The organism is Nocardia sp. NPDC050175 (assembly GCF_044459885.1).
In the GTDB taxonomy this organism is placed as follows: domain Bacteria; phylum Actinomycetota; class Actinomycetes; order Mycobacteriales; family Mycobacteriaceae; genus Nocardia.
On the sequence record NZ_JBITJI010000002.1, the window covers coordinates 337140 to 358692 of the forward strand.

General features: G+C 68.3%; 19 protein-coding genes. 9 read left to right on the forward strand and 10 right to left on the reverse strand.

From position 1 onward, the window contains the following. Window positions 1-63 precede the first annotated feature (63 nt). Complete coding sequence (locus ACIBK2_RS07105; RefSeq protein ID WP_396964600.1) at window positions 64-960, reverse strand: A/G-specific adenine glycosylase; 897 nt, start codon at window positions 958-960, stop codon at window positions 64-66. 90 nt (window positions 961-1050) lie between these two features. Here ACIBK2_RS07105 and ACIBK2_RS07110 point away from each other — a divergent pair, with 90 nt between their 5' ends. Both ACIBK2_RS07110 and ACIBK2_RS07115 read left to right on the forward strand, forming a co-directional pair. Continuing rightward, window positions 1051-1674, forward strand: coding sequence for a carbonic anhydrase (locus tag ACIBK2_RS07110; RefSeq protein WP_379281991.1), 624 nt, complete (start codon window positions 1051-1053; stop codon window positions 1672-1674). 122 nt (window positions 1675-1796) lie between these two features. Continuing rightward, on the forward strand, window positions 1797-2486 hold the full coding sequence (locus ACIBK2_RS07115; RefSeq protein ID WP_396964602.1) for a hypothetical protein: 690 nt from the start codon (window positions 1797-1799) through the stop codon (window positions 2484-2486). A gap of 25 nt (window positions 2487-2511) precedes the next feature. Here ACIBK2_RS07115 and radA read toward each other — a convergent pair whose 3' ends face one another. Both radA and ACIBK2_RS07125 read right to left on the reverse strand, forming a co-directional pair. Next, window positions 2512-3924, reverse strand: coding sequence for a DNA repair protein RadA (gene radA, locus ACIBK2_RS07120; RefSeq protein WP_396964604.1), 1413 nt, complete (start codon window positions 3922-3924; stop codon window positions 2512-2514). A 118-nt stretch (window positions 3925-4042) separates the two neighbouring features. Then, the gene (locus tag ACIBK2_RS07125) at window positions 4043-4759 is read right to left on the reverse strand and encodes a hypothetical protein (protein WP_396964606.1); all 717 of its coding nucleotides are present in this window, start codon (window positions 4757-4759) and stop codon (window positions 4043-4045) included. A gap of 511 nt (window positions 4760-5270) precedes the next feature. Between ACIBK2_RS07125 and carD the strand changes: the two genes are divergently transcribed. The 6 genes from carD (at window position 5271) to ACIBK2_RS07155 (ending at window position 9867) form a co-directional block, all read left to right on the forward strand. Further along, complete coding sequence (gene carD, locus ACIBK2_RS07130; protein ID WP_058853337.1) at window positions 5271-5759, forward strand: RNA polymerase-binding transcription factor CarD; 489 nt, start codon at window positions 5271-5273, stop codon at window positions 5757-5759. 2 nt (window positions 5760-5761) lie between these two features. Further along, the gene (gene ispD, locus ACIBK2_RS07135) at window positions 5762-6487 is read left to right on the forward strand and encodes a 2-C-methyl-D-erythritol 4-phosphate cytidylyltransferase (protein WP_396964608.1); all 726 of its coding nucleotides are present in this window, start codon (window positions 5762-5764) and stop codon (window positions 6485-6487) included. A 2-nt stretch (window positions 6488-6489) separates the two neighbouring features. Then, window positions 6490-6957 carry a 2-C-methyl-D-erythritol 2,4-cyclodiphosphate synthase gene (gene ispF, locus ACIBK2_RS07140; protein WP_357380339.1) on the forward strand — a complete coding sequence of 156 codons (468 nt, stop codon included), beginning with the start codon at window positions 6490-6492 and terminating at the stop codon, window positions 6955-6957. A gap of 65 nt (window positions 6958-7022) precedes the next feature. After that, window positions 7023-8453: a cysteine--tRNA ligase gene (gene cysS / locus ACIBK2_RS07145; protein ID WP_396964610.1), complete on the forward strand. Its 1431-nt coding sequence runs from the start codon at window positions 7023-7025 to the stop codon at window positions 8451-8453. After that, window positions 8453-9427: a 23S rRNA (guanosine(2251)-2'-O)-methyltransferase RlmB gene (rlmB, locus tag ACIBK2_RS07150; RefSeq protein WP_396964612.1), complete on the forward strand. Its 975-nt coding sequence runs from the start codon at window positions 8453-8455 to the stop codon at window positions 9425-9427. The genes cysS and rlmB overlap by 1 nt, the downstream gene beginning before the upstream one ends. Window positions 9428-9588: 161 nt before the next feature. Continuing rightward, window positions 9589-9867 carry a DUF4190 domain-containing protein gene (locus ACIBK2_RS07155; protein ID WP_396964614.1) on the forward strand — a complete coding sequence of 93 codons (279 nt, stop codon included), beginning with the start codon at window positions 9589-9591 and terminating at the stop codon, window positions 9865-9867. Here ACIBK2_RS07155 and ACIBK2_RS07160 read toward each other — a convergent pair. The 7 genes from ACIBK2_RS07160 to kstR form a co-directional block, all read right to left on the reverse strand. Continuing rightward, complete coding sequence (locus ACIBK2_RS07160) at window positions 9864-10673, reverse strand: enoyl-CoA hydratase/isomerase family protein (protein WP_396964616.1); 810 nt, start codon at window positions 10671-10673, stop codon at window positions 9864-9866. The two genes, ACIBK2_RS07155 and ACIBK2_RS07160, sit on opposite strands and share 4 nt — an antisense overlap. Window positions 10674-10728: 55 nt before the next feature. After that, window positions 10729-11901: an acyl-CoA dehydrogenase family protein gene (locus ACIBK2_RS07165; protein ID WP_396964618.1), complete on the reverse strand. Its 1173-nt coding sequence runs from the start codon at window positions 11899-11901 to the stop codon at window positions 10729-10731. An 823-nt stretch (window positions 11902-12724) separates the two neighbouring features. Then, entirely contained in the window at window positions 12725-13594 is an 870-nt protein-coding gene (locus ACIBK2_RS07170; RefSeq protein ID WP_396964620.1) for a metal ABC transporter permease, read from the reverse strand. Then, window positions 13591-14526, reverse strand: coding sequence for a metal ABC transporter ATP-binding protein (locus ACIBK2_RS07175; RefSeq protein ID WP_396964622.1), 936 nt, complete (start codon window positions 14524-14526; stop codon window positions 13591-13593). Before ACIBK2_RS07175 ends, ACIBK2_RS07170 begins: the two co-directional genes overlap by 4 nt. A gap of 8 nt (window positions 14527-14534) precedes the next feature. Continuing rightward, window positions 14535-15419, reverse strand: a complete 885-nt coding sequence (locus ACIBK2_RS07180) for a metal ABC transporter solute-binding protein, Zn/Mn family (protein WP_396964624.1) — start codon at window positions 15417-15419, stop codon at window positions 14535-14537. A 187-nt stretch (window positions 15420-15606) separates the two neighbouring features. Continuing rightward, window positions 15607-18177, reverse strand: coding sequence for a trehalose-phosphatase (gene otsB, locus ACIBK2_RS07185; RefSeq protein ID WP_396964626.1), 2571 nt, complete (start codon window positions 18175-18177; stop codon window positions 15607-15609). Window positions 18178-18552: 375 nt separating this feature from the next. Further along, window positions 18553-19200, reverse strand: a complete 648-nt coding sequence (kstR, locus tag ACIBK2_RS07190; RefSeq protein WP_357379718.1) for a cholesterol catabolism transcriptional regulator KstR — start codon at window positions 19198-19200, stop codon at window positions 18553-18555. 140 nt (window positions 19201-19340) lie between these two features. Here kstR and ACIBK2_RS07195 point away from each other — a divergent pair, with 140 nt between their 5' ends. Beyond that, window positions 19341-21494 (forward strand): acyl-CoA dehydrogenase family protein, encoded by a 2154-nt coding sequence (locus ACIBK2_RS07195; RefSeq protein ID WP_396964629.1) that lies wholly within the window; start codon window positions 19341-19343, stop codon window positions 21492-21494. The last annotated feature ends 59 nt before the right edge of the window (window positions 21495-21553 follow it).

Genomic DNA, 21553 nt, shown 5'->3' on the forward strand with positions numbered 1-21553 from the left:
TTGCCGGTGCGGGAAATCAAATATCGTGCGGCGCTGAGGCATTCGGCCGCTGCGGTGGGCTGGTCAGCGCGCGTTGCCACCTTCACCGGCGAGTGCGAAGAGACCGTCGACGGTTTGCTCGATCAGGCCGTCGACCAGTAGCGAGTCGAGGGCGCGGGCGCGCTGGCCTGGGTCGCGGGGCCAGGCGAGGTCGAGACTCACCCGCTCCACCGGACCCGTCGCGCCACGAAGCACATCGAGCAGCCTGCCGCGCGCTTGGCGGTCGGTGCCCTCGTATTTCTGTGTGCGACGGACGATTTCGGAAACGGGACGGCCTGCGGCGACCCACGCGCAACTCGGCAGGGGACAGCGCGAACAGTCCGGTGTGCGCGCTGTGCACACTGTCGCACCCAGCTCCATCAACGCGGCCGAGAACACCGCCGCACGATCGATCTGTTGCGGCAGTAGCGCTTCCGTCTCCGGCAGATCACGCGACGACGGATTACCCGCCTCCGCGCGCCCGTGCACCGCGCGGGCGACAACTCGGCGAACGTTGGTGTCCACCACCGGAACTCGTTGCCCGTAGGCGAAACACGCGACCGCCCGCGCCGTGTACGCGCCGATGCCGGGCAGGCCGAGCAGCACGTCCACGTCGGTCGGCACCTCGTCACCATGCTCCGCGGCGAGCACCCGCGCGCATTCGTGCAGCCGCAGCGCCCGGCGCGGATAACCGAGCTTGCCCCACGCGCGCAGCACCTCGGCCTGCGAGGAGGCCGCCATCGCCGAGGGCACCGGCCAGCGCGTAACCCACTCCCGCCAGATCGGCTCGACCCGGACCACCGGCGTCTGCTGCAGCATGATCTCGCTCATCAGGATCTGCCACGCGGTGACCTCGCGGCGGCGCCACGGTAGGTCGCGCGCGGTCTCCTCGTACCAGTCGAGCAACACGTCGGCATCGATGGTGTTCGGTGCTTTCCTCACGGTTCCTGTCCTACTGCCGCCAGCCGGTATTTGCCGACCCGTAACCAAACTAACTCGCTGGTAACCCAAGCCTTGTGCACAATGGTCGGTATGCCTGATTCAAATCCGGTCAGTGCCTGGAAGTCTTTGCGCGAAGGCAACGACCGTTTCGTCTCCGGTGCGCTGCAGCATCCTAGCCAGGGCGCCTCCGACCGAGCCAAGCTCGTCAGCGGCCAGCATCCGTCCGCGATCCTCTTCGGCTGCGGTGACTCCAGGGTCGCCGCCGAGTTGATCTTCGACCAGGGCCTCGGCGACATGTTCGTGGTACGCACCGCGGGCCACGTCGTGGACAGCTCGGTGCTCGGTTCGATCGAGTACGGCGTGCAGGTGCTCAACGTTCCGCTGATCGTGGTGCTCGGGCACGACAGCTGCGGCGCGGTGAAGGCCACCATCGACGCGCTGGACGGCGGCGAGGTACCCGGCGGATTCATCCGCAGCGTGGTCGAGCGGGTCACGCCGTCCATTCTTATCGGCCGTCGGGAGGGCCTGTCCACCGTCGACGAGATGGAGGCCAGGCACGTGGTCGAGACGAGCAGGTTGCTCATGCAGCGGTCGATGATCATCTCGCAGCGCGTGGCGACCGGCGAATGCGCGATCGCCTGTGTCACATACAAGCTCGCCGACGGCCAGGTGAAGTTGCAGCGTGTCGTCGGCAACATCGGCGAGCTCGCCTGAGCCGGGGTCGTCGCCGTTTGCCCAGCGTGCAGGCCGGAATTCCGTCGCCACGATCGCGTATTCCGGATCGACACGCCGTGCGCATGAGTCATCGTGCCCGGTCGTGCCCTTACCGTTGAGGCGTGCTGGAACCGAATGGACCGCTGCCACCGGAGATCTATTGGCGTCGTCGCGCATTGGCGATCGGCGCACTGGTCGTCGCGCTGGCGCTGGTCATCTGGCTCGTGCTGACGGTGTCCCGCGGCGGCGACTCGCCCGGTGACACCAAGCCCGTCGCGGCCGGTTCGTCGTCCGCGACGCCGAGTAAGCCCGCCGATGTCACGACGACAAAGGCCGCTGGCCCAAGCGAATCCGGCGCACCGGCGACGTCGAGCGTTTCCCCGTCCGCGTCGAATGAACCGGCCGCGGGACCGGGGCAGTGCCCCGATCAGTCGCTGGCGATCAAGATCAGCGTGGACCAGCCGACCTATCGGGTCGGCGAGCAGCCGAACTTCCGGATCGTCATCACCAACATCTCCAGCGCGCAATGCCAGCGGGACATGAACCTGGCGCAGATCCAGGCGTCGGTGCTGTCGCTGGACGGGCAGCGCCGATTCTGGACGAGTTCGGATTGTTCGCCCGTCGACGAGTCGAACCAGCGGAACCTGAAACCCGGTGAGCAGGCGCTGTTCACGGTGCGCTGGTCCGGCACCACCTCGCAGCAGGGGTGCGTCGGCGAGCGGGTGCCGGTGCCCGCCGGGGCGTACCAGGTCATCGCGCAGTTCGGCTCGCTGCACAGCTCGCCGGAACCGTTCAATCTGACGCCCGCCTGAGCCACCCCGGATTCGGTTGGGCCCGTTAGAAATCGGGTGCCACTTCCTTCTCCTCCTTCGGTGCGCGCCGCTTGCGGGTGCCGGTGATGCGGATGGCCGAGCGCACGTCGGCCACCTCGTGGATCTTCATGCCGCCGCGCTTGAGCGGGGCGTAACCGGGCGGCACCAGCGCGGTGGTGAAGCCGAGCCGCTCGGCCTCGGCCAGCCTGCGTTCGAGTCCGGTCACCTTGCGCACCTCGCCGGCCAGGCCGACCTCGCCGAGGATCACCCAGCCCGCCGGAATCGCCACCTCGGAATTGGCGCTGGCGATGGCGAGCGTGATGGCCAGGTCGGCGGCCGGCTCCAGCAGCCGCATGCCGCCCACCGTCGCGGCATACACGTCGGACTTGCCGAGGAACACCTTGCCGCGGCTCTGCAGCACGGCAAGCACCATCGCGACCCGGTTGTAGTCCAGGCCGCTGACCGCGCGGCGCGGATTCGGGATCTCGGTCTCCACCGTCAGGCCCTGCACCTCGGCGACGAGCGGTCGCTTGCCGTCCATCGCCACCGTGACGGCGGTGCCGGGCACCGAATCGGTGCGGTGGTGCAGGAACAGGCCGGACGGGTCGTCCACGCAGGCGATGCCGTCCTCGTGCAGCTCGAAACAGCCGACCTCGTCGGCGCTGCCGAAGCGGTTCTTGATGCCGCGCACCATGCGCAGGGACGAGTTCTTGTCGCCCTCGAACTGCAGCACCACATCGACGAGGTGTTCCAGCGTGCGCGGGCCCGCGACATTGCCGTCCTTGGTGACGTGCCCGACCAGCAGCACCGCGATGCCGCTCGCTTTGGCCAGCGAGGTCAGCGCGGAGGTCACCGCGCGCACCTGGGTGACGCCGCCGATCACGCCGTCCACCTCGGGCGCGAGCATGGTCTGCACCGAGTCGACCACCAGCAGCGTCGGCTGCACCTGCTCGACGTGCCCGAGCACGATCGAAAGATCGGATTCCGCAGCCAGATACACCCTTTCGTGCACCGCGCCGGTCCGGTCGGCGCGCAGCCGCACCTGACCCGCCGACTCCTCCGCGGTGACGTAGAGCGACTTGGCATCGTGCTGCCGGGCCCAGCGGTGCGCGACCTCGAGCAGCAGCGTCGACTTGCCGACGCCGGGCTCGCCGGACAGCAGCACCACCGAGCCGGGGACAACGCCGCCGCCGAGCACCCGGTCGAGCTCGCTGACCCCGGTCGGCTTCGCCCTGGTGATCTGGGAGTCGATGCTGGAGATCGGCGCGGCGGCGGTGCTCGGCAGCATCGCGCGCCTGGCCGGGGCGCCCGCACCGGTCGCCGCGACGGCTACCTCGTCGACGGTGCCCCACGCGCCGCAGTCGGGGCACTTACCCACCCACTTGGCGACCTCGTGCGTGCAGGCGGAGCACCGGAAGATCGACCTGGTCTTTGCCACACGCGCACCTTACGTACCGCCTCCGACAACATGTCGGATAAAAGAACGGCCGCCGCACCCGTCGGGTGTGGCGGCCGTCTCCGTAAGGGGGCTATACGCCCGCTGTCCGTGGGTGTGTTCAGTGACCGCCGGTGTGCTCGGCCTCGGCCGCACCGGACTTGTCCGACTCGTGCCGCTCGGCGGTGCCCGCGTCGACCGGCACCTGGACCTGCACGGTGCCGTTCTGTTTGAAGTTGAACGCCACGTTGTAGGTGAGGCCCGGCGTGATGTCCTTGGTCAGGCCGGTGATCTCGATCAGGATCGGGCGCGCCTCGGGATCGGTGGTCGCCTCGGCAACGTCGGCGTGCGCGTCGGGCTTCGCCGAGGTCGGTGCGGCCGCACTGGTCGGCGCCGCGCCGTGCGTGTCGCCCGCGGGTGCCGCGGTCTTGACCGGCTTGGTGGCCGCGACCACGGTTTGCTGCGGTGCCAGTTCCACCGTCGACTTGCCGGTCGCCGGGGTGATCTTCACGGTGCCGAGATCGGTGGTGAGACTGGTCAATTCGTCGGGCACCGACGGGCTGTTGTTGATGATCGACAGCGCGATGACCGCCTTGCCGCCCTTGGTGTTGGTGTACTCGGTGCCCGGGGCGGGGAAGACGATGTGCACGTTGCGCAGCGCGATCTTGCCGACGTCGGCGTGGTTGCCGTTGATCGCGGCGACCTGGTCCGCGGTCTGCGAGATCTGGCCCGAGCTACAGCCGGCGAGCACGATCGCCGCACCTGCGGCGAGTGCGGCAACCGGCACCATGCGACGTCGCGCCTTCTTCAGGGCGGTCACAGCTTTCAGGGCAGTCACGGGTTGTCCCTCCATGTCGACCGGGTCACTCCGCAAGGGAGAGTAATAACTAGGCAGCGTAGTAGTTCCCGCGGCGGACCGAGAGCCGGGGCTGTGTCTGATCGGCAGCGCCTGCGGCGCTGCGTGTTCGCGGCCCCTGGGTGTCGCGCGTCCGAGCGGCCGAGACCAGCGCCTGCGGCGCGTGCGCTTCGGCCACTCGGACGCGCGACGGGCCGCGAACGGCGCTCGCAGAACTCGCGCGTGTCGGTCGGTAGTGCGGAGAGCGGACACTCACATCGTTGGTAACAGTTTGGTCGAGCATCGACGGATCGCGGACGCACTGCCTGCTCGGGTCGGGGGGCTGGTTCGGGGGCAGTGCGGGGAGGTAACCCGTTCTGGCACAACATAATGCACAACGGGCGGTCGTTGTCAAGCCCCACCGCTGCCTCGTTGTGGCCCTGACCTGCACAGTTGATCGCGCCGTTACCGAGTCGCATGTTAAACTGTGAACATCGAAAGGGGCACGGGACACATGATTTTTAAGGTCGGAGACACCGTCGTTTACCCCCACCACGGAGCGGCGCTGATCGAAGCTATCGAGACTCGCACCATCAAGGGTGAGCAAAAAGAGTATCTGGTCCTGAAGGTCGCCCAAGGCGATCTGACTGTTCGGGTTCCCGCAGAGAACGCTGAATACGTCGGCGTACGTGATGTCGTCGGCCAGGAGGGTCTCGATAAAGTCTTCCAGGTTCTGCGCGCGCCGCACACGGAGGAGCCGACCAACTGGTCTCGCCGTTACAAGGCCAACCTGGAGAAGCTCGCCTCCGGCGATGTGAACAAGGTGGCCGAGGTCGTCCGCGACCTGTGGCGTCGAGAGCAGGATCGCGGCCTGTCCGCCGGTGAGAAGCGGATGCTCGCCAAGGCCCGTCAGATCCTCGTCGGTGAGCTCGCGCTCGCCGAGGGGACCGATGACGGCAAGGCCGAGACGCTGCTGGACGAGGTCCTCGCCGCGGCTTCCTGACCGTGAACAAACTCGACAACGGTGCTCGTCTCACCGACGGAACCGTCGTTGCTTTGGTGCCTGCCGCCGGTCGCGGCGTCCGCCTGGGTGAAGCCACACCCAAGGCGTTCGTCCCGGTCGGCGGCAGCCCTATGGTCCGACTCGCCGTCGAAGGCTTGATCGCCTCCGGAGCGGTCGACCGGATCATCGTTATGGTTCCCGCCGAATTCGTCGAGAGCGCCGTTGCCCTGCTGCCGCCCTCGGATTCGGTACACGTGGTCGTCGGCGGCGCCGAACGCATCGACTCGGTGCGGGCAGGTCTCGCCGCCGCACCCGAGGCCGCCTACTACCTCGTGCACGATGCCGCGCGCGCCCTCACCCCGCCCGAGCTCATCGCCCGGGTCGCCGCCGAGTTGCGCGCCGGCCACCTCGCCGTGGTCCCCGCGCTTCCGGTCGCCGACACCATCAAGTCCGTCGACGCGGCGGGCGCGGTCACCGGCACGCCGGACCGCGCGCAACTGCGCGCCATCCAAACTCCGCAGGGCTTCGCGGGCGAACTGCTGCGCTCGGCCTACCTGTCCGAGGGTGTGCAGGCCACCGACGACGCCGGGCTGGTCGAACTGCTCGGCACCCAGGTGCGCACCATCCCCGGCGACCCCTTGGCTTTCAAGATCACCACCCCACTCGACCTGTTGCTCGCGCACGCGGTGCTCGACGGCGCGGACCTACGCCGGGCGGTGGCCCGGTGAATATGCGAGTCGGCATCGGCAGCGACGTGCACCCCATCGAACCGGGCCGCCCATGCTGGATGGCCGGACTGCTCTTCGACGGCGACGACGGCTGCGCCGGACACTCCGACGGCGACGTCGCCGCCCACGCACTCTGCGACGCACTGCTGTCCGCGGCCGGACTCGGCGACCTCGGCTCGGTCTTCGGCACCGACCGCCCGGAATGGGCAGGCGTCTCCGGCGCCGCCATGCTGAAGGAAGTGCGCAGGCTGCTCGGCGAAGCGGGCTTCGAGATCGTCAACGCGGCCGTCCAGGTGATCGGCAATCGCCCCAAGATCGGACCGCGCCGCGACGAGGCCCAGCAACTGCTCGGCGAGCTGCTCGGCGCCCCGGTCTCGGTTTCCGGCACCACCACCGATGGCCTCGGACTCACCGGTCGCGGCGAGGGCATCGCCGCCATGGCGACCGCTCTGCTACAAGCCTGTCGCTGACCCAGCTCCGGCGGACCTGAACCGGGTCCGTGAACAGGCTTGTCTACCAGCTAGGATCGAACGCCGTGACGCTGCGCCTCTTTGACACCGACACGCGAACCATGCGCGACTTCGCGCCCCTGGTCCCCGGCCGTGCCTCGGTGTACCTGTGTGGTGCGACCGTGCAGGGCGCGCCACACATCGGCCACGTGCGCAGCGGCGTCGCCTTCGACGTGCTGCGCCGCTGGCTGCTCGCGCACGACTACGACGTGTGGTTTATCCGCAACGTCACCGACATCGAGGACAAGATCCTCACGAAGGCCGCCGACGCGGGCCGGCCGTGGTGGGAGTGGGCGGCCACCTACGAGCGCGCCTTCGACGACGCCTACGAGACCCTCGGCGTGCTGCCGCCGTCCGTCCAGCCGCGGGCCACCGGCCACATCACCCAGATGGTCGACATGATGCAGCGGTTGATCGAACGCGGCCACGCGTACGCCTCCGAGGGCAACGTCTACTTCGACGTGGTGAGCTACCCCGACTACGGCAGCCTGTCCGGCCACCGCCTCGACGACGTGCACCAGGGCGAGAGCGCGGGCGAGGGCAAGCGCGACCCGCGCGACTTCACCCTGTGGAAGGCCGCCAAGCCCGGCGAGCCGACCTGGCCGTCGCCGTGGGGCCCCGGCCGTCCCGGCTGGCACCTGGAATGCTCCGCGATGGCCGAGTTCTACCTCGGCCCAGAATTCGATATCCATTGCGGCGGAATGGATCTGGTGTTCCCGCACCACGAGAACGAGATCGCCCAGTCCAAGGCGGCGGGCGACGGCTTCGCCCAGTACTGGCTGCACAACGGCTGGGTGACCATGGGCGGGGAGAAGATGTCCAAGTCGCTGGGCAACGTGCTCTCCGTGCCGAACGTGCTCACCCACGTGCGCGCCGTGGAACTGCGGTTCTACCTCGGCAGCGCGCACTACCGCTCGATGCTGGAGTACTCGGACAAGGCGCTCAGCGACGCGGCCCAGTCCTATCAGCGGATCGAGGCGTTCGTGCACCGGACCGCCGATCGCGCGGGCGAGGTCCCGGTCGGCAAGTGGACCGACGCGTTCGCCGCGGCCATCGATGACGACCTCGCCGTGCCGAAGGCGCTGGCCGAGATCCACCGCGTCGTGCACGAGGGCAACAAGGCGCTCGAGGCCAGTGCGATCGACAGCGCACGGGACCTGGCCGGACAGCTCCGCGCCATGCTCGGTATCCTCGGTGTCGACCCGCTGGATCCGCACTGGTTCACCCCACGCGACTCGTCGGCGGCACTGGGCGCGCTCGACGTGCTGGTGCGCGCCGAGCTCGACCGCCGTCAACAGGCGCGAGCAGACAAGGATTGGGCGAGCGCCGATGCCGCCCGCGATCGATTGCAGGCAGCCGGAATCGAGGTCACCGACACGCAAAATGGTCCCGAATGGGCCCTTGGCGCTGCGCCGCAGACGGCGCCGGACGCGCTACAACCTGGAAAGGCCAAGTGATGGCAGGCAATTCGCAGCGTCGTGGTGCGGTCCGCAAGGGCGGAACCAAGAAGGGCGCCGTCGCAGGCTCCGGCGGTAAGCACCGGCGCGGACTGGAGGGGCGCGGCGCGACCCCGCCCGCCGAGGCGCGCACCAAGCATCCAGCGGCCAGGCGGGCCGCCGCTGCGGCGAAGGCCGCGGCCAAGGGAGGTCCGCGTGGCAGCGCGGGCCGTGCGGCCGGGCGTAAGGACGACGACAGCCCGGAAATGGTGCTCGGCCGCAACCCGGTGGTCGAATGCCTGCGCGCTGGCGTGCCCGCCACCGCGCTGTATGTCGCACTCGGTGCCGAGAACGACGAGCGGCTGTCCGAAAGCGTGCAGATGGCCGCCGACGCGGGCATCTCCATTCTCGAGGTGCCGCGCGGCGACCTGGACCGGTTGAGCGCCAACGGTTTGCACCAGGGCGTCGGCCTGCAGGTGCCGCCGTACCGCTACGCGCACCCGGACGACCTGCTAGCCGAGGTCCGCAATTCGCCTGAGCCCGCCCTGCTGGTGGCACTGGACAACATCACCGACCCGCGCAACCTCGGCGCCGTGATCCGCTCGGTCGCCGCCTTCGGTGGCCAGGGCGTGCTGATCCCGCAGCGGCGCAGCGCGAGCGTGAGCGCGGTCGCCTGGCGCACCAGTGCCGGTGCCGCGGCTCGGCTGCCCGTCGCCCGCGCCACCAATCTGACTCGCACGCTGAAGGATTGGGCCTCGCAGGGCATCCAGGTAGTCGGCCTCGACGCGGGCGGCGACACCACCCTCGACGACTTCGACGGCCGTGAACCCACCGTCATCGTGGTCGGTTCGGAGGGCAAGGGCCTGTCCCGCCTGGTCCGGGAGAACTGCGACTCGATCCTCGGCATCCCGATGGCGGGCCCGGTCGAATCCCTCAACGCCTCGGTCGCCGCGGGCGTCGTCCTCGCCGAAATCGCCCGCCAGCGTAGGTCTTGAGCACTCTGCCGCACGCCTCTTGATTTCGCGCACCGGGAATCGCATGCGATTCCCGGTGCGGCAAATCAGAAATGGTGCGGCTGTTGCCTCGCAGCGCGAAACGCCCCTCGGCACACGGCAATAGACGCGTAGGTGCGTGCTGTCCCCGTAGAATTCGGCTCGTGGTGATACCCAACCAGCCCATCGGGAATCCGGTCGAGCATCCGAACGCGACGGCGGTGCTGTGGCTCGGGGTAGCGAGCGTGCTCTGCTGCGGTGTGCTCGGGCCAGTGGCTTGGGCGATGGGCAAGCGCGCGCTGGATCAGATCGAGGAATCCCACGGCGCCTACGGTGGGCGCGTTCAGGTCGTGGTCGGGTACATCCTCGGCATCATCGGCACCGTCTTCATGATCATCTTCGCGGTGCTCTACCTGCTGATTCTGCTCGGCGGCAACGCTTAGTCGAGGCTGGGTCGTTCCTGGTCACCCTGTTCGTCCCAGGCCGGCCACTCCTCGCTGACGCTGCCGGTCCAATTGGGTTGCCTGCGTTCCTTGAACGCCGCCATCGCCTCGCCGCCGTCGATGCTCTTGGTGACGTGCTCGTTCAGGTCGGTCTCCAGCTGCCCGACTACGGTCGGGCTCATCCCGAGCCCCTCCCACAGCAGCCGCTTGGACATCGCCACCGGCAGCGGCGCGGACCCGTTGGCGATGTCGTGCGCGATGGCCAGCGCCATCGGCAGCACCTCGCCGCCGGGCATGCAGCCGTTGGCCAGGCCCATCGCCTTGGCCTCGTCGCCGTCGAAGGTGCGACCGGTCAGCATGATGTCGGCGGCATTGGCCATGCCGACCAGGCGGGGCAGCGTCCAGTGCGAGTAACCGTCGGCGAGTACGCCGCGCCGGACCTGGTTGAGCCCGTAGACCGCGTCCCGCGCCATGTAGCGCAGGTCGCACTGCAGCGCGAGGGCCAGGCCGATGCCGACCGCGTGCCCGTTCACCGCGGCGATCACCGGTTTGCGCACCCGCCACGGCGCGGGCTCGATGGTGGCGCTGACGTCGCCTACCCGGCTGGATAGATCCGCGCCCGCGCAGAACGCGGGCGGGGTGCCGGTGATCACGACGACCCGGATGTTGTCCTCGACATCGCAGCGCTGCAACGCGGCACTCAATTCGGCGGCCATCGCCGGGGTGAAGGCGTTCTGCTGAGCGGGCCGATTGAGCGTGAGCACGGCGATGCCCGCGGAGACATCGACGTGCAGTTCCGAACTCATGCCAGCGATGTTAGTCCAGGACGCCCCGCCCTGACCCTGGCCCGAAAAACCTCGCTCAACCACGCAGTACTTTGCGTCCGATCGCGTACTTGTGCACCTCGGTCGGACCGTCGTAGAGGCGGAAGGCGCGGATGTCGCGGAAGATCATCTCGACCACCGTCTCGTCGCTGATACCGATGCCGCCCAGCACCTGCACGCACCGGTCGGCCACCTTGAACAGTTCCTCGGAGACATACGACTTCGCGATCGAGCTCTCGTGCCTGGCCTTCTCGCCCTGGTCCATCAGCCAGCAGGCATGCCAGATGGTCAGCCTGCACTGGTGCAGCGCGATCTCGTTGTCCGCCAACATGAACGACACACCCTCGTGCTCGCCGATCGGCTTGCCGAACGCGGTGCGGGTGCGCGCGTGGTCCACCGCGATGCTCTGCGCCCGCTCGGCCGCACCGAGCCAGCGCATGCAGTGGGTGAGCCGGGCCGGGGCCAGTCGCAGCTGGGCATAGCGCAACGCCTGTCCCGCGTCGCCGAGCAGCGCCGACTGCGGCAGCGTGAGGTTGTCGAAGCGGACGACGCCGTGCCCGGCCACGTAGTTGCGGTCCATCGTGTTCATGGTGCGTTCGATGACGATGCCAGGCTGGTCGCCGTCGGTGAGGAACAGCGTCGGTCCGGCGGGCAGGTGCGGGTTCTCCGCGAGCCGGGCCATGATGATCCACGTCTTGGCGCCGTTGGCCCCCGTGATCAGCCATTTGCGGCCGTTGATGGTGAAGTTCTCGCCGTCGAAGGTGGCGGCGGTGGCCAACTGGGCCGGGTCCGACCCCGCGCCGTCCGGTTCGGTCATGGCGAACACCGAGCGGTGCTGTCCGGCGATCATCGGCGCGAGGTGATGCTCGATCTGTTCCGAGTTCGCCACCTTGGACAGCAGGAACATATTGCCCTCGTCCGGCGCCGCGCAGTTCATCGCGATCGGGCCCAGCGTGGACCAGCCCGCCGCCTCGTAGATCACCGCCTGCTCGATATGCGACAGCCCGCGCCCGCCGAGCGCCTCCGGCGCCTGCACCGTGAGCAGCTTCTCCGCCCGCGCCAGCTCGACCAGTTCCTGGCGCAGCTCGTCGGTCGGCCCGTGCGCGGTGAGCCGCGGATCCCGCTCGAACGGAACGACCTTGTCGATGACGAACTGGCGCACTCGATCGCGTTCGGCAGCAAGCTCGGCGGGCATCGAGAAGTCGATCATCGTTGGTCACCAATCGTTCGGGGGCGCGTGCGTCGAGCATACGAAACCCAGGCAGACCGACTGAAGGCACCCGCCCTCAACGCCCTGGCGGGCCGCTACCCGAACGCTATGCCCTCGTCCACCGCCCGCGTAGAGATCCGCGGCCAACCTTCTCCCCGCCCACACCGTCTATGCCAGCCGTACACCGTTTCTGTGACCCGAACACCCGCTACACCGGGTGTGAGGGTTGAAGAAAGGGTGTTCGGCCTGAACAAAGGGTGCACATCGGAGCCCCCGCGGCCGAAAATGTCCACACGACACACTCACTGCTTCGAAAGCGCTCGAGAACAGCACCACAGCCAGATGACCACCTCCGGAACGCGACATCGCGCACCTGACCGATAACTAAGGTCGGGGACCCCACCTCACGCGCCCAGCACTACTCCGGTCATCCGATGAACCAGTCGACAACCTCTGGGCCAGCACACCACCGGAGATCTCTCAGCACACCAACCTGAACCAGTACACCCAGAGACCCCCGTGAAGGTGTACCTATCGGGCAAGAGCTTCTAAGGACTCCGCACGTGGACAGTCCAGAGAAGCTGAAGACCTATCCACATTTTCCCGTGAGTAGTGCTGGGCGCGTCGCCTGCCGTACCCGGCTTTAGTTAACGGTCAGGTGCGCGATGTCGCGTTCCAGAGGTGGTCATCTGGCTGTGGTTGCGTCTCAAGCGCTTTGGAGAAGAGATGGGTGGTCGGGTGGCGGTCTGGGGAGGGTTCCACAGGGCGTGCATACCATTCACAGGGGCTGGGGGGTTTGTGGATGGTTGGGGGATCTGTGGGATCAGCGGGCTCGGGCTAGGTGGCGGCGGCGGGTGCCGACTACCCGGCTTGCGAGGTAGATCAGGAACGAGATCGTGGTGACGAAGGTCGAGACCGGGACGCCGGGGGCTAGCGACAGGAGAATGCCGCCTACCGCGGCGATTTCGGCGAAGACCACCGCGAGTACGGTGGCGCGCACCGGGTTCGCGGTCAGTTGGGCGGCGGCTGCGGCGGGTGTGATCAGCAGCGCGAGCACGAGCAGTGCGCCGACGATCTGCACCCCGAAGGCCGCGGTGATGCCGAGCAGTACGGCGAACACGATCGACAGTGCGCGCACCGGAACGCCCCGGGCCACTGCTACTTCCGGATCGGAGCTGGCGAACAGTAGCGGCCGGTAGACGATCGCGAGCACCGCGAGTACGCCGACGGTGCAGGCTGCGAGCAGGGTGATGCCGTTGTTGCCCACGCTGACCACCTGTCCGGTCAGCAGCGAGAACTTCGAGCCCGCCCGATCCGGGCCGAGCCACAGGAACAGCACGGACAATCCGAGACCGAACGACAACACCACCGCGATCACCGAATCACGTTCGCGGGCACGCGTTCCCAGCAACCCGAACAGCACCGCCGCGACCACCGACCCGGCGATGGCGCCCACGCCGACGCCGACCCCGGCGAGCAGTGCCGCGGCCGCGCCGGTCAGCGACAGTTCGCTGGTGCCGTGCACCGCGAACGACATCTGCCTGCTGATGATCAGCGGCCCGATCACGCCGGACAGCAGCCCGAGCAGCGCGGCGGCGAGCACCGCCTGCTGTACGAAGTCGTAGGAGAGCAGATTCGCGGTGGTGCCGAAGTCGAACATCTTGCCGAGCACATCGGACAGCTTGTCGATCATGAGCGGACCACGCTCGAATCCTGTTCGGCCACTGCGACTACCGGGACGTCGACGCCCGCGTCACCGTGGCAGTGTGCCCCGGCGGTACCGAGCGCGTCCATCGTGTCCCCGGTCCCGACGACCACCAGCCGCCCGCGCACCCGCAGCACATCGACCTCGGTCTGGTACAGCTCTGATAGCACCGCGGAGGTCATCACCTCTTCCGGTGTGCCGATCCGGAACTTGCCGTCCACCAGGTACAGCACCCGATCCACCAGCGGCAGAATCGGATTGATCTCGTGTGTCACGAAAAGTACTGCGGTGTCATGGGTTCGCCTGCGCTTGTCGATCAGCTCCGCCACCAGTCGCTGATTCGCCAGGTCGAGGCTGAGCAGCGGTTCGTCACAGAGCAGCACCTTCGGGTCACCGACCAGCGCCTGCGCCACCCGAAGCCGCTGCTGCTCGCCGCCGGACATGGTCTCCAGCGGCGCGTGCGCGAACCGCTCCGCGCCGACATCGGCGATGGCGGCCGCGACCTTGCGCTTGCGGTCGGCCCGCGCCCGGAGCCCGAGCCCCCAGCAGTGGCCGTCATAGCCCAAACCGACCAGGTCGACACCGCGCAGCTGCACCCCGGCGTCGATCGTCTTCTGTTGCGGCACATAGCCGATGTCGGGGTTGCCGGTCCGTGCCGGTGCGCCCGCGACCTGTGCGGTGCCCGCGCTCAGCCCGAGCTGGCCGAGTAGCACCTTCAGCAACGACGTCTTGCCGGATCCATTGGGTCCGAGCACGGCGACGAATTCGCCCTGCGCCACTTCGAGATCCAGCTCCTGCCAGAGCGTCCGATCGCCGAACGCCAACCGGGCTCCGTCGAGCCGGACCGCCGATGCGCCGTTCGAAAGTGCTTGCCGCCGCGCCTGTTCGGTGTGTTCAACCACCGCGACCCCCTGGTTCATCACCGTGCTCAACTCAACGCCGCGCTCAGTGCCTGGGCATTCTTGGTCTGCCACTGCAGGTAATCCATTCCAGCGGGCAGGGTTTCGGTCACCTCGACGACCTTCAGCCCGCTCGACTGCGCCACCGATCGGAGGTCCTTGGTGATCTTGTCCTGTGTCTGCACGTTGTAGACCAGCGCGCGAACCTGCTTGCCGGTCAACAGCTCCCGGGTCGCGGCGACCGCGGCGGGCGCCGGATCGGTCTCCTGCTCGATCGCCTCCTGGAACTCGTGCGGCGTCCGATCCTCGACCCCGGCCGCGAGCAGCAGGTAGTGCGCCAGCGGTTCGGTCTGCAGCACCGGCGTTTTCGGGTGCTCGGCGGCCAGCTTGCCTGCGATCGCGGTGATCCCGGCCAGTCCGCTCTTGAAGGTGGCGGCGCGCTCGGTGAAGCCGCTGGCGGCGGCGGGGGCCAGCTCGCCGAGGCTGCCCGCGATCCGGTCCGCGACCGCGGCGACGGTGCTCATGTCGTAGAAGACGTGCTCGTTCTGGTCGCCCTTGTTCGGCCGGGCCTCGAACGCGTCCACGGTGCGCTTGTTCCGCCCCGCCACCGCCTTCTCGGCGAACTCGTCGTAGCCGCCGCCGTTGTAGACGACCAGGTCGGCGTCGCGCAGCTTGGCCGACTCGACGGCCGACGTCTCGTGCGAGTGCGGGTCGGCGGACGGGTCGCTGATGATCGATTCGACCGTGGCGTCCGGTCCCGCGATCGTCGCGGCGATATCGCCCCAGACGTTGGTGGAGGCGATGACGGTCGGCTTACCCGAATCCTTCGAATCGCTGCCGCAGGCGGTCAGCGAGAGTGCGGCGACAACCCCCACAGCGACACCGGCGAACCGTATGGCAATGCTTGTCTTCACGCGGGGGCACTCCTGTGACGCTCAACAGCTGGTGACGCACTCGAGCGGGTGACACTACGCAGCTTAATGGAAATGGTTTCTGTTTCACTTTAGCAACTGCGCGCCGCCGAGACGAGTCCGGGCCCGCCGACCGGGACGCGCGCTTGCGCGGCCGTCGACGGGCCCGGGAGAACCGAGGTGGATCGGTTTAGACGAGCACCTCCACCGACTGACCGAGCAGCTGCGCGCAACGCAGCAGGCCGAGGTGGCTGTAGGCCTGCGGATGATTGCCGAGCGAGCGTTCGGCCACCGGGTCGTACTCCTCGCTGAGCAGGCCGGTCGGTCCCGCCACATCCACCAGCTGCGCGAACAGCGCCTCGGCGTCCGAGCGCTTGCCGATCAGCAGGTACGCCTCGACCAGCCAGGCCGCGCAGAGGTGGAAGCCACCCTCGCCGCCGGGCAGGCCGTCGTCGTGGTGGTACCGGTACACCGTTGAGCCGCTGCGCAATTCGGCCTCGGTCGCGACGACGGTCGCGGCGAAACGCGGATCGGACGGATCGATCAGTCCACTCAGCCCGATGTGCAGGGTGGCCGCGTCCAGGTCGGTGCCGTCGTAGGCCGCGGTGAACGACTGGACCTCGTCGTTCCAGCCCTTGGACTTCACCTCGTCGGCGATGGTGTCGCGCAGCACCGCCCAGGCCGGATCGACCTCACGCGCGAACTTCTGCGCCAGGGTCAGCGCCCGGTCGACGGTCAGCCAGCCCATCACCTTCGAGTACACGTGATGGCGCGGGTTGCCGCGGATCTCCCAGATGCCGTGGTCGGGTTCCTGCCAGCGCCGCTGCACCGCGGAAACCATGGCGCGCACCAGTTCCCAGTCCGCGTCCGGCAGCGCCGCGGCCGGATCGGTGATGCCCTGGATCTCCCGCGCGTGCGACAGGCTCGCGATCAGATCGACGATCGGACCGAACACGTCCAGCTGCACCTGCATGTTGGCCGCGTTGCCGACCCGGACCGGCCGCGAACCCGCGTAACCGGGCAGCTGGTCGATCACGGCCTCGGGCGGCAGCGTCTCGCCGTACAGCGTGTACAGCGGGTGCAGCCGTTCCGGCCCCGGCAGCGTCTCGAGCACCTGATGCACCCAGCCGAGGAAGGCCTCGGCCTCGCCGAGTGAACCGAGCGAGACCAGCGCCTGCGCGGTGAGCGACGCGTCGCGCAGCCAGCAGTAGCGGTAGTCCCAGTTGCGCACGCCGCCAATGTCTTCCGGCAGCGACGTGGTGGCCGCGGCCAGGATGGAACCGGACGGCGCGTGCACCAGCCCGCGCAGGGTGAGCGCCGAACGCTTCATCAGATCCGGCTTCAGCGGCGGCAGCTGCAACGTGCCCGCCCACTGCGACCAGTAGCCCTCCGCCAACCGTCGCCGCTCCAGCTCGTCGGTCTTGGCAGGCTTGAGATCCGAGGTGCCGCAACGCATTTCCAGCACGATCGGACCCTTGGACGGGTCGACAACGGCGCGCGCGGAATCGTGCGTGCCGTCGCTGAGGATCTCCCAGGTAAGTCCGGGCGAGCGCAGCACCATCGGATCGTTGGTGCCGAGCACCCGCAGCCCGTGCTCCGTCGCCTCGATGCTCACCGGCACCTGGCCGAATTCCGGTCGCGGCGCGAACGTCACGACGGCCTTGGCGTCACCGGTGATCACCCGGGTCAGGTCGGTGCGCGTCGCGGGCACGTCGTGCGGCAGGTAGTCCACCACTTGCAGCTTGGCCCAACGGGTTTCGACCGTCATGGTGCTGTCGATGTAGCGCTGCGAGAGCGGCAGACCCGGTCGCTCCGGCTCGATGGTGAAGTGCCCGGCCTGCGGTCCGCCGAGCAGATGCGCGAACACCGCGGCCGAATCCGGCTCCGGGTGACAGAACCAGGTGACCGTCGCGTCCGGCGTCAGCAGCGCCACCGAGCGCGGGCTGGCCAGCATGGTCAGCCGCTCGATCCGGGGCGCGCTCGCGCCGGCCAGCCAGGTGCGCCGCTCCTCGAGCAGGAAGGCGAGCGCGCACGACACGGCCTCGGTGCTGTCGACCCGGTGCTTGGCCTGGCTGTCGCCCTCGCCGACCTTGATGCCGAGGTCGGGACCGGACAGCACGCGGAAGGCCTTCTCGTCGGTCACGTCGTCACCGAAGAACACCGCGGCGGACGCGGCGGCCTGATGCCGGATGGTGTCGAGTGCGGTGCCCTTGTCGGTCTGCACCACGGCCAGCTCGATGACGGCCTTGCCTTCGGTCACCTGCACGCCGAACCACAGCGCCGGACCCTGCCGGACGTTGGTGAGGGCCCGGTGTCCGATCTCCGGGCTCGCGTTGCGCACGTGCAGCGCGACGCTGGCCGGTTTGATCTCGACGGTGACACCGGGGTTCTCCGACGCGACCTGGGTCAGCGCGGTCTGCACCTCTTGGAGCAGTTGTTTGGCGTCGTTGTCGATGGCGTGCACGAAACCCACATCGAATTCCGAGCCATGGCTACCGATCAGTTGGACTTCGACCGGAAGTCGCGACAAAGCCGCGAGATCCCGCAGTGCGCGGCCGGAAATGACCGCGGCGGTGGTACCGGTGAGTCCGGCGAGCGCGCGTAACGCACTCACCGATTCCCGGTGTGGAAAGGCCTTCGCCGGGTCGGAAACGATGGGCGCAAGCGTCCCGTCATAGTCCGAGGCAACCAACAGTCTCGGCACTCGCGCGACTGTCGACAGTGCACGACGAAGTTCCAGTGGCAGATCCTGTGCGCTCACGCATCCAACCTAGTGATCGGAGGAGTTTTTTCATGGGCGGGCAGAACAATACTGGGTTAGATTTGCCGCACCGACGCCCGCCGCTATGCGTGCGCTGTGTCTAATTTTCCGCCCGTTCGCACCGGAGTGCGCGGCGACCGCCCGAACTCGGGTCCGAGCGGCCACAACTGGTCACTTCTTCGCGTGCGCTGCGATCATGTCGATGTGCGATGGGTAGTGCACGGGCCCCGCAAAACTCGCGCTACCCGGCTACGCCGAGCGGCGGGCCTTGGACGCGAATTCTGTGCGCCCGGCCCGCCTTCGGCTCGAATGTGATCTTCCGCACGAACCAGGCACCCGCCCTGGATTTGCCGGGTATGAGCTGGCTGTCCGAATCTAGGAGCGGTCGCCGAGCAACAGATCGACGGTGAGTTCGAGCCGCTCGGTCACGTCGGTCGCCGAGGCGCGCCGGGTCAGCCAGGCGACCAGGTTCGACAGCCACACATCGCTGATCACCCTGGCGATGGCCAGCTGGCGCTCGTCGGGTTCGCCGTCGTTCATGGCGCGGGCGAAGACCCGATCCATCACCTTGCCGACCCGATCGACCTCGGCGGCCGCGGACGCGTCGGCGAACATGAACGCTCGCGTCATCGCCTCGGTGAGCAGCGGGTCGCGCTGCATCATCCGGGTGATCTGCTGCAGCAGCAGGTGCATGCGCTCCTGCGGCGACTGTCCGGCAAGCGGCTTGCGCTTGCCTTCGATCTGCTCGAATTCGCGGGAGAGCGCGGACACCAACAGGTGCACTTTCGAGGGGAAATACCGGTACAGCGTCCCGACTGCGACATCGGCGCGTTCGGCCACGGCGCGCATCTGCACCGCGTCGTAGCCGCCCTTCGAGGCCAGCGCCAGCGTAGCGTCCAGAATCCGCTTACGCCGTTCCCGCTGCGCGGCCGAACTCAGCTCGTCCTCGCTGAGTGTCGTGACCGTCGCGGTAGCCGGTGCCGCAGTGGAGTCGGCCGGCTGCGATCGGGAGGGACTGGCCATCGGTGAGAGTCCTTTCCGGAGACGTCGTTCGTGGTACTGGCCCGAGTATCGGCTCGGCGGTCGTCTCTTGACTTCCGCACAGCTAGGATATTAGAACATGTTCTAGGTGTGGGAGTCACGCCGGGAAGGCGGTACGGAGTGTGACCATCGCCACCACTGACGAGCATAAAGCCGTCCAGGAGTCGATGCGTGGGTGGGCCGGATCGGTGCGTCCAATTGCAACAATGCGAACCGATCAAAGCGACTTCTGGCGCGCGTATTGGCCCGGTCTCGCCGATCTCGGCATCTTCCGGGTCGCCGTGACCGAGGACTCCGGCGGGGCGGGCGGCACGGTCGCCGATCTCGCCGTGCTGGTCGAGCAGGCCGCGCACGATCTGGTCGGCGGGCCGGTACTGGCAACGGCGCTGGCCAATCTGATCACGGCGGGTCGGCTCGATGAGCAGCTGCCGTGCGGGGTTGCACTCGACTTCGTTGTCGGCGCGCAGGTCAGCGTACCGGCTGCGGACGGCGAGTTGTCGCTCACCGGTTCTTGGGATTCGGTGGTCGGCGCGGCACCGGAAACCGCTGTGCTGCTACCGGTTTCCTCCCCGGACGGGCAGCGCTGGGTCTTGCTGCAGCCGGACACCGAAGGCCTTCGGATCGAATCGCTTTCGCCGCTCGACCTGAGCACGCCACTCGCACGGGTGCACTGCGCCGACGTGCGAGTACCGGCCGATCAGATCTTCGCCTCGCCGCACCCGGTCGAGGATCTGGTCGTGGTGCTGGCCGCGGCCGAACTAGCCGGTCTCGCGGGCTGGTGCCTGGAAACCGCGGTCGAATACGCAAAGGTCCGTGAGCAATTCGGCCGCAAGATCGGCTCGTTCCAGGCCGTCAAGCACATCTGCGCCTGGATGCTGTGCCGGACCGAATTGATCCGTGCCGTCGCGGCCGACGCCGCGGCCGCCGTGGACGAGGGCGGCGCGGAGTTGCCCATCGCCGCCGCGATCGCCGCCGCCATCGCGCTGGACGCCGCGGTCGAGACCGCGAAGGACTGCGTTCAGGTGCTCGGCGGCATCGGCTTCACCTGGGAGCACGACGCGCATCTGTACCTGCGCCGCGCGGTGGCTCTGCGCCAGCTGCTCGGCGGCTCGGCGCGCTGGCGGGCCAGGGTGACCGAACTGACCCGCGCGGGTCAGCGCCGCACCACCGGAGCCGATCGCGTCTTCGCCGCCGAAGGCGTTGCGGCCGTGGACGGCAGCAGCGCCGACGAGTTGGCGGCAGAGGTGACGCGGATCGCCGCGCTGCCCGCCGACCAGCAGCGCGGCGCGCTGGTCGACGCCGGTCTGGCCATGCCGCACTGGCCGCATCCGTACGGTCGCGGTGCGGATCCGATGACCGGCCTGCTGATTTCCGAAGAACTGCGTCGCGCCGGACTCGCCGCGCCCGACTTGGCGATCGGCGGCTGGGCCATTCCCACGCTGCTGCAGCACGGCACGCAGGAGCAGATCGAACGCTTCGCCTGGCCGACCCTGCGCGGTGCGGTCGTGTGGTGCCAGCTGTTCAGCGAGCCCGGCGCCGGGTCCGACCTGGCCGCGTTGCGCACCACCGCCAAGAAGGTGGACGGCGGCTGGGTGCTGAACGGGCAGAAGGTGTGGACCTCGTTGGGCGACAAGGCGAACTGGGCGATCTGCCTGGCGCGCACCGACCCCGACGCGCCGAAACACCGCGGCATCAGCTACTTCCTGGTCGACATGCACAGCGCCGGACTGGAGGTGCGTCCGCTGGTGCAGATCACCGGTGAGGCGCGGTTCAGCGAGGTGTTCCTCGACGACGTCTTCGTCCCGGACGACGGCGTGGTCGGCGCACTGAACAATGGCTGGAAGATCGCCCGCTCCACCCTGTCGACCGAGCGGGTGGCGATGGGCGGCAACGGCATCGGGCCGGTACTCGAAGAGTTGATCGCGAAATCGCCTGCCACCGGACCCGGTGCGGAATTGGTGAACGACCGCCTTGGCGGATTCGTCGCCGATGCGATCGCAGGTTTACTGCTCGAGCAGCGTGCCGCCGTAAAAATGTTGGCAGGCGCCGATCCCGGCGCGCAGAGCAGTGTGCGCAAACTCGTCGGGGTCCGGCATCGCCAGGCGGTCGCGGAATTCGCCGTCGAGACGGCAGGTCCCGCCGGTGCGCAGGACACTGAAGTGGTAAAAGAATTCCTGCTCACACGCTGTTTATCGATTGCAGGCGGCACCGAACAAATCCTGCTGACCGTTGCCGGTGAGCGGATTCTCGGCCTACCGCGCGACACGGACAGCTAGCGACGAGGCCCACCCGCCACCCGACCACCACCCCTCATGGAATCGCGGAGCGATACTGA

Excerpts from the sequence above, each read along its gene's own strand:
- ACIBK2_RS07170 (WP_396964620.1), bottom strand. The coding sequence starts at position 13,594 with ATGATCGACAAGCTGTCCGATGTGCTCGGCAAGATGTTCGACTTCGGC.
- kstR (WP_357379718.1), bottom strand. The coding sequence starts at position 19,200 with ATGGCCAGTCCCTCCCGATCGCAGCCGGCCGACTCCACTGCGGCACCG.
- ACIBK2_RS07160 (WP_396964616.1), bottom strand. The coding sequence starts at position 10,673 with ATGAGTTCGGAACTGCACGTCGATGTCTCCGCGGGCATCGCCGTGCTC.
- ispF (WP_357380339.1), top strand. The coding sequence starts at position 6,490 with ATGCGAGTCGGCATCGGCAGCGACGTGCACCCCATCGAACCGGGCCGC.
- ACIBK2_RS07175 (WP_396964622.1), bottom strand. The coding sequence starts at position 14,526 with ATGAACCAGGGGGTCGCGGTGGTTGAACACACCGAACAGGCGCGGCGG.
- ACIBK2_RS07110 (WP_379281991.1), top strand. The coding sequence starts at position 1,051 with ATGCCTGATTCAAATCCGGTCAGTGCCTGGAAGTCTTTGCGCGAAGGC.
- ACIBK2_RS07165 (WP_396964618.1), bottom strand. The coding sequence starts at position 11,901 with ATGATCGACTTCTCGATGCCCGCCGAGCTTGCTGCCGAACGCGATCGA.
- rlmB (WP_396964612.1), top strand. The coding sequence starts at position 8,453 with ATGGCAGGCAATTCGCAGCGTCGTGGTGCGGTCCGCAAGGGCGGAACC.
- carD (WP_058853337.1), top strand. The coding sequence starts at position 5,271 with ATGATTTTTAAGGTCGGAGACACCGTCGTTTACCCCCACCACGGAGCG.